6 protein-coding genes are annotated in these 7,170 nt (G+C 35.2%); 1 reads left to right on the top strand and 5 read right to left on the bottom strand.

Translation table 11 applies throughout. The features are described from left to right. Position 1: 1 nt before the first annotated feature. The 5 genes from B4F31_RS05085 to B4F31_RS05105 all read right to left on the bottom strand — a co-directional run bounded on the left by B4F31_RS05085 (position 2) and on the right by B4F31_RS05105 (position 5,921). Positions 2-1,051, bottom strand: a complete 1,050-nt coding sequence (locus tag B4F31_RS05085) for a glutathione synthetase (protein ID WP_075326804.1) — start codon at positions 1,049-1,051, stop codon at positions 2-4. Further along, positions 1,051-2,895: a flavohemoglobin expression-modulating QEGLA motif protein gene (locus B4F31_RS05090; protein WP_286760761.1), complete on the bottom strand. Its 1,845-nt coding sequence runs from the start codon at positions 2,893-2,895 to the stop codon at positions 1,051-1,053. Before B4F31_RS05090 ends, B4F31_RS05085 begins: the two co-directional genes overlap by 1 nt. Before the next feature lie 242 nt (positions 2,896-3,137). Then, entirely contained in the window at positions 3,138-4,211 is a 1,074-nt protein-coding gene (locus tag B4F31_RS05095; RefSeq protein WP_286760762.1) for an endonuclease/exonuclease/phosphatase family protein, read from the bottom strand. 114 nt (positions 4,212-4,325) lie between these two features. Further along, the gene (locus B4F31_RS05100; RefSeq protein ID WP_286760763.1) at positions 4,326-5,633 is read right to left on the bottom strand and encodes a mechanosensitive ion channel family protein; all 1,308 of its coding nucleotides are present in this window, start codon (positions 5,631-5,633) and stop codon (positions 4,326-4,328) included. A 3-nt stretch (positions 5,634-5,636) separates the two neighbouring features. Then, positions 5,637-5,921: a DUF3817 domain-containing protein gene (locus B4F31_RS05105; protein ID WP_075326808.1), complete on the bottom strand. Its 285-nt coding sequence runs from the start codon at positions 5,919-5,921 to the stop codon at positions 5,637-5,639. A gap of 154 nt (positions 5,922-6,075) precedes the next feature. Here B4F31_RS05105 and galE point away from each other — a divergent pair, with 154 nt between their 5' ends. After that, positions 6,076-7,116 carry a UDP-glucose 4-epimerase GalE gene (galE, locus tag B4F31_RS05110; RefSeq protein WP_286760764.1) on the top strand — a complete coding sequence of 347 codons (1,041 nt, stop codon included), beginning with the start codon at positions 6,076-6,078 and terminating at the stop codon, positions 7,114-7,116. Positions 7,117-7,170 lie beyond the last annotated feature (54 nt).

A 7,170-nucleotide genomic window follows, 5' to 3' on the forward strand; every position in this document is an offset into this window, starting at 1 on the left:
ACTATTCCATACAGGCAATTTCCCTGTTATCAAATTGATGCCCGTAAAGCTTTTTGTATTCAACTTTTCGCTCAATGGCTTCAATTACCATTGGAGTAAAATCTGGTAAGCCTATGTCTTTAAAACGCTCCATACCGCCTGGGCTTAACACGTTTATTTCTATCAATTTATCTTTTACCACGTCCAGCCCGACGAAGAAAAGCCCGTCGCGAATAAGTTTTGGTGCGGTTAGATCTACAATGCGTTGCATTTCTGGAGTAAGGTCACTACTATCGGCAGTGGCACCAAGGGCAAAATTACTTCGGAATTCTCCTTCACCACTAACGCGTCTAATAATTGCCTGTTTTCCATCTTTAACCATGACCCTTCCATTCATTAATAAAATTCGAACATCACCGTCTTTAACTGCCGGTAAGTATTCCTGGGCAATTACATAACCATGCTGACTAATGGTTTCAATAATTTGATTGATATTTTTTTCATTTTCATCTATTAAAAAAACATTTTGACCACCAGAACCTTCCAGGGGTTTCAAAACAATTTTTTTATTATTCTTTTCCCAGAATTTTAAAATATCCTCTTTATTCCTGGTAATTAAAGAATCGGGTTTTATTTCCTGCGGAAGTTCTTCAAAATAAAGTTTATCTATAAATGCATTAGATAGGGCATTGGCATCGTTTAATACCAATACGCCTTCTTGCTGAATCATCCTGCCAAAAGCAACCCCGGCATGTTCTGCCCATTCCCGCCCAGATTCTTCTTCGGTAGGATTATTTCTTATAAAAAGTACATCCAGTTTATTGGCTGCAATGGTCTTTTTACGCGCTTTAGAACTCTGTAAAGCTTCCAGAAATTTAGCCGGAGATTTTGTTTTAGTATTTTTTGGCACCTGCACACTATTTATACTAATTGGTGCATCGTGATGAAAATTAAAATCACCAACTCCCATGGCATAAACTTCATGTCCACGAGCGTGAGCAGTATTCATTAATAATACCGAGGTTCCACATTTTTCGTTTTTAATATCGTTTAATACAAAGCAAATTTTCATTAGGTTATCATTTGTGAAAGGGGAAGCCCCTCTCTGATTAGGTTTAATTTATTGGTAACATTTTCGGTTAATAAATAACTTGGGCGCAGTGCGCTCGTTTTTAATACTTTTCTTTCGGTTAATTCTTCAATTATTTTGGTGTGTTTTAATCCAAATTTTCCTGCTAATAGTGGTTCATATTCCCCGCCATTTTGTAAGTGATCGCGAAGTTGAACCAAACCTTTTAAATAAATTATATCTTTTAGAAATCCGCCGCCCTGCATAATCCTGGAAGTAATATTAAAAGCTCTTTCGGGGGTAAATCCATAATCCATTTTTAGTAAACGGAACAACTGCGGAAACTCAGCGCCCTCCATTAATGCCGAACCGGCAATTACCCTTCCGGCTAAAGTTCTTAATCTATTTCCGGTAAGCCCGTCTACTAAAAATTCAGACATTACTGCCAGTCCCTCCTGAAGCGGATCGTAATCTGCCAGGCCACTGCTTAATAATTCTAAAGGTTGTCGCGTACCATTATAATACGTTAAAACGTGTGTTCCCACCTCGTGTTGAATAAGGGCTGTCGCTTCAGTTTTATTCATTCTATAATCAGCAGGGATATAAAGTTCGCCTTTATTCACCATCATAATATTCACATCTTTACGAATATGAACTTTACTTTTAAAATTTTCATCTTGTTCAGCAAAATAATCAAACTCCCGGCGGGCCAAACTACTAAAGCCTTTTGCATCAATAAATTCGGCATCTTCTTCTTCGGCTACTTCGTCTACTTCCCTAAGTATTTGACCTGCTTCCTGACTTAATTTAGAGTCTAAACCTTTATAAAGTCTAATACTGTTATAAAAGAAATTAGAGGTGCCACGTTCACTTAACATCGTGATTTGTTGATCCAGTTCTTCACGTTTCTCCCTAAAAATATGTGACATCGCAGGATCGTCTATTTCTTCAACTTTAAGGTTATAAAGTTCTCTTTTTAAAAGATCGGGGTCTATGGGAAGCAATCTATAGTGATAATCTAAAACCTTCTCATAATTACTTTCAAAAAAAGTTTGTTTTATATCCTGAATATTGGCGGGAGAAACCAACCATAAAAACTGGTAAGAGCGTTCTATTTTAGCGAGGGCTTTATCAATTTCAAACACTTTTTCCTTTAAATGTTTTCTGCCCAGGGCAAGATAACTACCAACCCCACTGGAAGTTTGCACTCTCACATAATCAAATAATGCTTTATGTATACACGTAATTAGGTAATCTTTAAATTGCCTTAAAAAAACGGGGTAAACTTCATTATTTTCATTCCGAAAAACGGGAGGAATTTCTAGCCCAACGATTACTGCACCAGATTTCTTTGCCTCGTCTATACTTAAAATATCCTCGTCTCCTTCTCTTTGACGATGGGGAGTATCTTTTATTTCGGCTTTTAAATAAAGTCCCGAAAATATATCGATTATACTGTTAAGTTCTTTTTCTAATACTTTTACAGAACTTGGTAGCTTTTGAGCTGGCGCTTTAATGGTAAAACAATTATTGGGTTCTCCCGTATAGATCTCAAAAACCATATAAGATTTAAAATCTGAAGAAAGCTTATCGGCCAGGGCATAAATTAATCTTTGGTAAGCTTCAAAAAATTTATTACCAATTAAAAGGTAAGATGCTTCACTAATAATTATTCTTTCGGTGCCGGGATCGTCTTCTCTTTTTCTATAAACAACCAGGTAGGGTAAATTATCTTCTATATGAATTAAACCAGCCCCCGGAAGCGAAGCACTTATTTTGCCATCTTCTTCAAGGATTGTTAAAATTTGTTTAATTGATTTCTCCGATAATTCAGATATATTCAGCATTCTAAGTTTTTCTAAAGTTTTCTATTGAATTTTATTAAAATAAAACCACTGTGTATTAGCTAAATAAGAGCTATAATGTGGCTAAACAATATTTAAATTTAGAAAGAAAACTAAGGAAAACTAATGCATAAACTTACTTTGGGTTTTATTTAAGAATTCTAGTAAAGAATTACTTAAAGAGTGAGAAATATGTGCACTAAATGGAAGTTTGAAGCGAAAACAAGAAAGAGCTTTAGTCTTTGTTAATCATTTTCTTTAGCTTCTTGTTCTGCTTTTATTTGTTCGCGGGCAGATTTAATTTCCTCTTCAGTTGCAGGCCCGGGCTTTTGTTCTTCAGCTTTTTCAGGCTCAAGGTTAAGTTCTATATAAAGAGGTAAGTGATCTGAATCTATAGAACTTCCCAGTTTAAAATCGGCAACCCTAAATTCTTCGGTGACAAATACGTGATCTAAAGACCATCGCATAATAAAACTGGAAGCATCAAAAGTATTATAAAAGCCACGGCCAATCCTGGTGTTTAGTAAACCACCAACATTTTGAAAAAGTGCCGTGGTAGAAGACCAGGCCACATCATTAAAATCTCCTGCTACTATTACCGGCAACTTAGAATCTTTTACCATAAATGCAATTTTCATCATTTCGGCATCCCTGTCTGAAGAAGAAGGATTATGCTGCGGCATTGGCGGCGTAGGATGTATGGCGTGAAACATCACTTCTTCCCCAGAGCGTAATTTTAAAATGCTGTGAATGGAAGGTATACTATCGTCTACTAAAAATTGTATTTCAGGGTTTTTAAGCTCTAACCGGGAATAGAATAACATCCCGTAAGTATTGTCTAAAGGAACTTCAACTTTATAAGGATAAGAATTGGTTACGGCAGCAAGATCATTTTTCCAGCGAGTATTGGTTTCAGTAAATAATAAAATATCTGGATTTTGCTTTTTAATATCGGCTAAAACCAGGTCAGGATTTTCATTTTTCTGAAGAACATTTGCAGTATAAAGGCTAAATTTATTACTGAAATTCTCTTCTGAAGCCTGGCCAACTTCATAATTTTTATGGGGAAAATAGGGATAAATCTTTATTACCTGGAAAAGAAAACAGGCCAGCAAAACCACCATAAAAATATAATCTTCGGCTCTTTTTATATCAAATCTTATAAAATATGCGGCAATTGCCGTGAGGGTGAGAAGCGTTAATTGTATGTGCAAATAATCAAAAATACGAATCCACCAGAAATCTGCGGCGATTAAGGGAACTAAGGTCATTACTACCGCGATAATTCCAAAACCCTGAAGAAAGCCTTTTAAAGTCATATTTGTTTTTGTTTGGTGGCTAAAAGATAATTTTTAATCCAATTCTAATCTAGGTTTAGGATAATGAAAATTAGCCTGATTCAAGCTCTTCAACTTAAATTTAGTCGGAAAAATTTACGAATTTTTATTTGGAGTGTTTTCTAAATTGGTCTTATTAAAGTAATCCCTAATATCATCGCCTGAAGGTGCTTCGAATAACTGAAGATCAAAATATGAAACGGCAGCAATAATGTGGTCAAAAATATCGGCGGTGATATATTCAAAATTCTCCCAGCGTTTATCCCGGCTAAAACATAATACTTCTAAAGGTATCCCATGCTCGGTAGGTTGCAAGTGTCTTACAATAATATACATTTCTTTATGTACAGCCGAGTGGTTGTTTAAATAAGTGTCTATATACTTTCTAAAAATACCCAGGTTGGTTTGGTTTCTTCCGTTTAACGGCAGGTTTTTGTCTATTTGGTTAGTAGTATTATAATCGTTAATCTCATTTTGCCGGTCTTCCAGATAAGAAGAAATTAGTTGTATATTCTTATACTTTTCAAAATCTTCAGGAGTAATAAATTTAACCGAATTCTGTTTTATAAAAACCGAACGTTTAATTCTTCTCCCGGGAGATTCCTGCATTCCGCGCCAATTCTGAAAAGATTCAGAAATCAAACTATAGGTGGGAATAGAAGTAAAGGTATTGTCAAAATTCTGTACCCTAACGGTTGCCAGGGTAATTTCGGTCACGGTACCATCGGCGCCGTATTTACTAAAGGTAATCCAATCGCCAATTCTTACAATATCGTTTACACTAACCTGAATGGAAGCTACAAAACCTAAGATGGTATCTTTAAAAATTAACAGCAAAATTGCCGAAGCAGCACCCAGGGAGATTATAAAATTAATTACATCTTTCCCCGTAATTTCGGCAATAATAAAGATAAAGGCGAACAGCCAAACGATAATCATTACTACCTGAATGTAACTTTCTACCGGTTTATCTTTAAAAGATTCTAAGGTTCTTAGGTAGCTCTTGGTAGTGCGTAAAATGCTTCTAATTATCCATACAATAAGAAAAATGATATAAACATCTATTAGGAAATAAAAAGCTTTTATAGCCAGCGGAAAATCTACCAGAATATAAGGAACGGTAAGGTAAATTATAACCAGAGGAAGAATTTGCCCAATATATTTTGGGAAATTAGTTTTAATTAAAAAATCGTCAAAAGTAGTTCTTGTCTTGTTGCTAAAACTTTTAAAAGCTTCAATTACAAAAGTTTTAATCAGGTAATTTATTCCTATAATTATCAGGATTAATACCAGGATATTTAGCAGTAAATTAAGATACAGCGCGAGTGTTGGGTTTACCCCCTGATCTATTAGAAGAGTTTCAAAAAGACAAATAAGATTTTTAAATCCTTCCTCTATATTCATAGTTTAAAGGTATTTTTTTTCTACGTAAAATGGTCCAAAAGGCACCAGGGAGCAACCAAGTATTATTAATAACTCTTTAAAATTCCAGTTTAGTGGTTTAAAAAGCCAGATGGCACCCATAACATAGGCGATAAAAAGAACACCGTGAGCCATCCCAACTTGTTGCACCATTTGTGGCATTTCCCAAATATATTTTAGGGGCATGGCTATAAATAATAATAGTAAAAATGAAAGTCCTTCCAGGATGCTTACATATTTAAAGACCGTTTTTTGCTTTTCCAGGGGCATAGTTTAAATTTTAGATTGCAAAGATAGGGTTTATAGAGAATCTGGTAATTTAGAATAGACTTTTCCTTGAAATATTTAGCAGGGAATTAATATTTAACGGGAAGGTTTAGCAATTTCATTTTTATTAATTTGCGTCTTAATTAAAATAAAAGAAATGAGCTCAAAAATATTGGTAACCGGCGGACTCGGATTTATAGGTTCTCACACGGTTGTCGCGCTTCAGGAACAAGGTTACGAAGTAGTGATTATAGATAATCTTTCAAACTCTTCTATAGATGTACTTGGAGGAATTACCAAAATCACTCAAAAAACCCCGATTTTTGAAAATTTAGATCTTCGAAATAAAAACCAGGTAAAAGAGTTTTTTGAAAAATACCCAGATATAGAGGGGGTTATTCATTTTGCAGCTTCAAAAGCGGTAGGGGAAAGTGTTGAAAATCCGCTATTATATTACGAAAATAATCTGGCCAGTTTAATTTATTTACTGCAGGAACTGCAAGTAAAAGAAAACGCATATTTTATTTTTAGTTCTTCCTGTACCGTTTACGGCCAGGCCGATAGTTTACCAATTACCGAAAACGCTCCCGTTAAAAAAGCAGAATCTCCTTACGGAAATACCAAGCAAATAGGAGAGGAGATTATTACTGATACGGCTAAAATAAATAAGAATTTTAAAGCGATTTCCCTTAGATATTTTAATCCTATAGGCGCACACCCTTCTGCTGAAATTGGAGAATTACCAATTGGTACCCCACAAAATCTAATTCCCTTTATTACGCAAACCGCAATTGGAAAGAGAAAAGAACTTTCGGTATTCGGGGATGATTATCCCACACCAGATGGAACTTGCATTAGAGATTATATTCACGTGATGGATCTTGCTAGAGCTCACGTGGTAGCTTTAGAGCGACTTCAGCAAAATAAAGAAAAGAGCAATTTTGAAGTTTTTAACCTGGGAACAGGAAAAGGAAGTTCGGTTTTAGAAGTGATTAATTCTTTTGAACGTTCTAGCGGAGAAAAATTACCTTATAAAATTGTAGGTAGAAGAGAAGGTGATATTGTTGCAGCCTACGCCGATACCCAAAAAGCCAATGAAGAGTTGGGCTGGAAAACCGAGAAGCATTTAGATGAAGCTTTAAAAAGCGCCTGGGAATGGCAAAAGGAAGTAGTAAAGAGAGAAGAGGAAGAAAATTAGTTTCTTAGTCTATTGATTATAAATAAAAAGGAGGCCGTCTAAAAAGTATTTAGA

This window comes from Salegentibacter sp. UBA1130, from assembly GCF_002311535.1.
In the GTDB taxonomy this organism is placed as follows: domain Bacteria; phylum Bacteroidota; class Bacteroidia; order Flavobacteriales; family Flavobacteriaceae; genus Salegentibacter; species Salegentibacter agarivorans.

Bases quoted from the DNA above. Each gene is read 5' to 3' on its own strand.
- B4F31_RS05085 (WP_075326804.1), bottom strand. From the start codon at position 1,051: ATGAAAATTTGCTTTGTATTAAACGATATTAAAAACGAAAAATGTGGA.
- B4F31_RS05090 (WP_286760761.1), bottom strand. From the start codon at position 2,895: ATGCTGAATATATCTGAATTATCGGAGAAATCAATTAAACAAATTTTA.
- B4F31_RS05095 (WP_286760762.1), bottom strand. From the start codon at position 4,211: ATGACTTTAAAAGGCTTTCTTCAGGGTTTTGGAATTATCGCGGTAGTA.
- B4F31_RS05100 (WP_286760763.1), bottom strand. From the start codon at position 5,633: ATGAATATAGAGGAAGGATTTAAAAATCTTATTTGTCTTTTTGAAACT.
- B4F31_RS05105 (WP_075326808.1), bottom strand. From the start codon at position 5,921: ATGCCCCTGGAAAAGCAAAAAACGGTCTTTAAATATGTAAGCATCCTG.
- galE (WP_286760764.1), top strand. From the start codon at position 6,076: ATGAGCTCAAAAATATTGGTAACCGGCGGACTCGGATTTATAGGTTCT.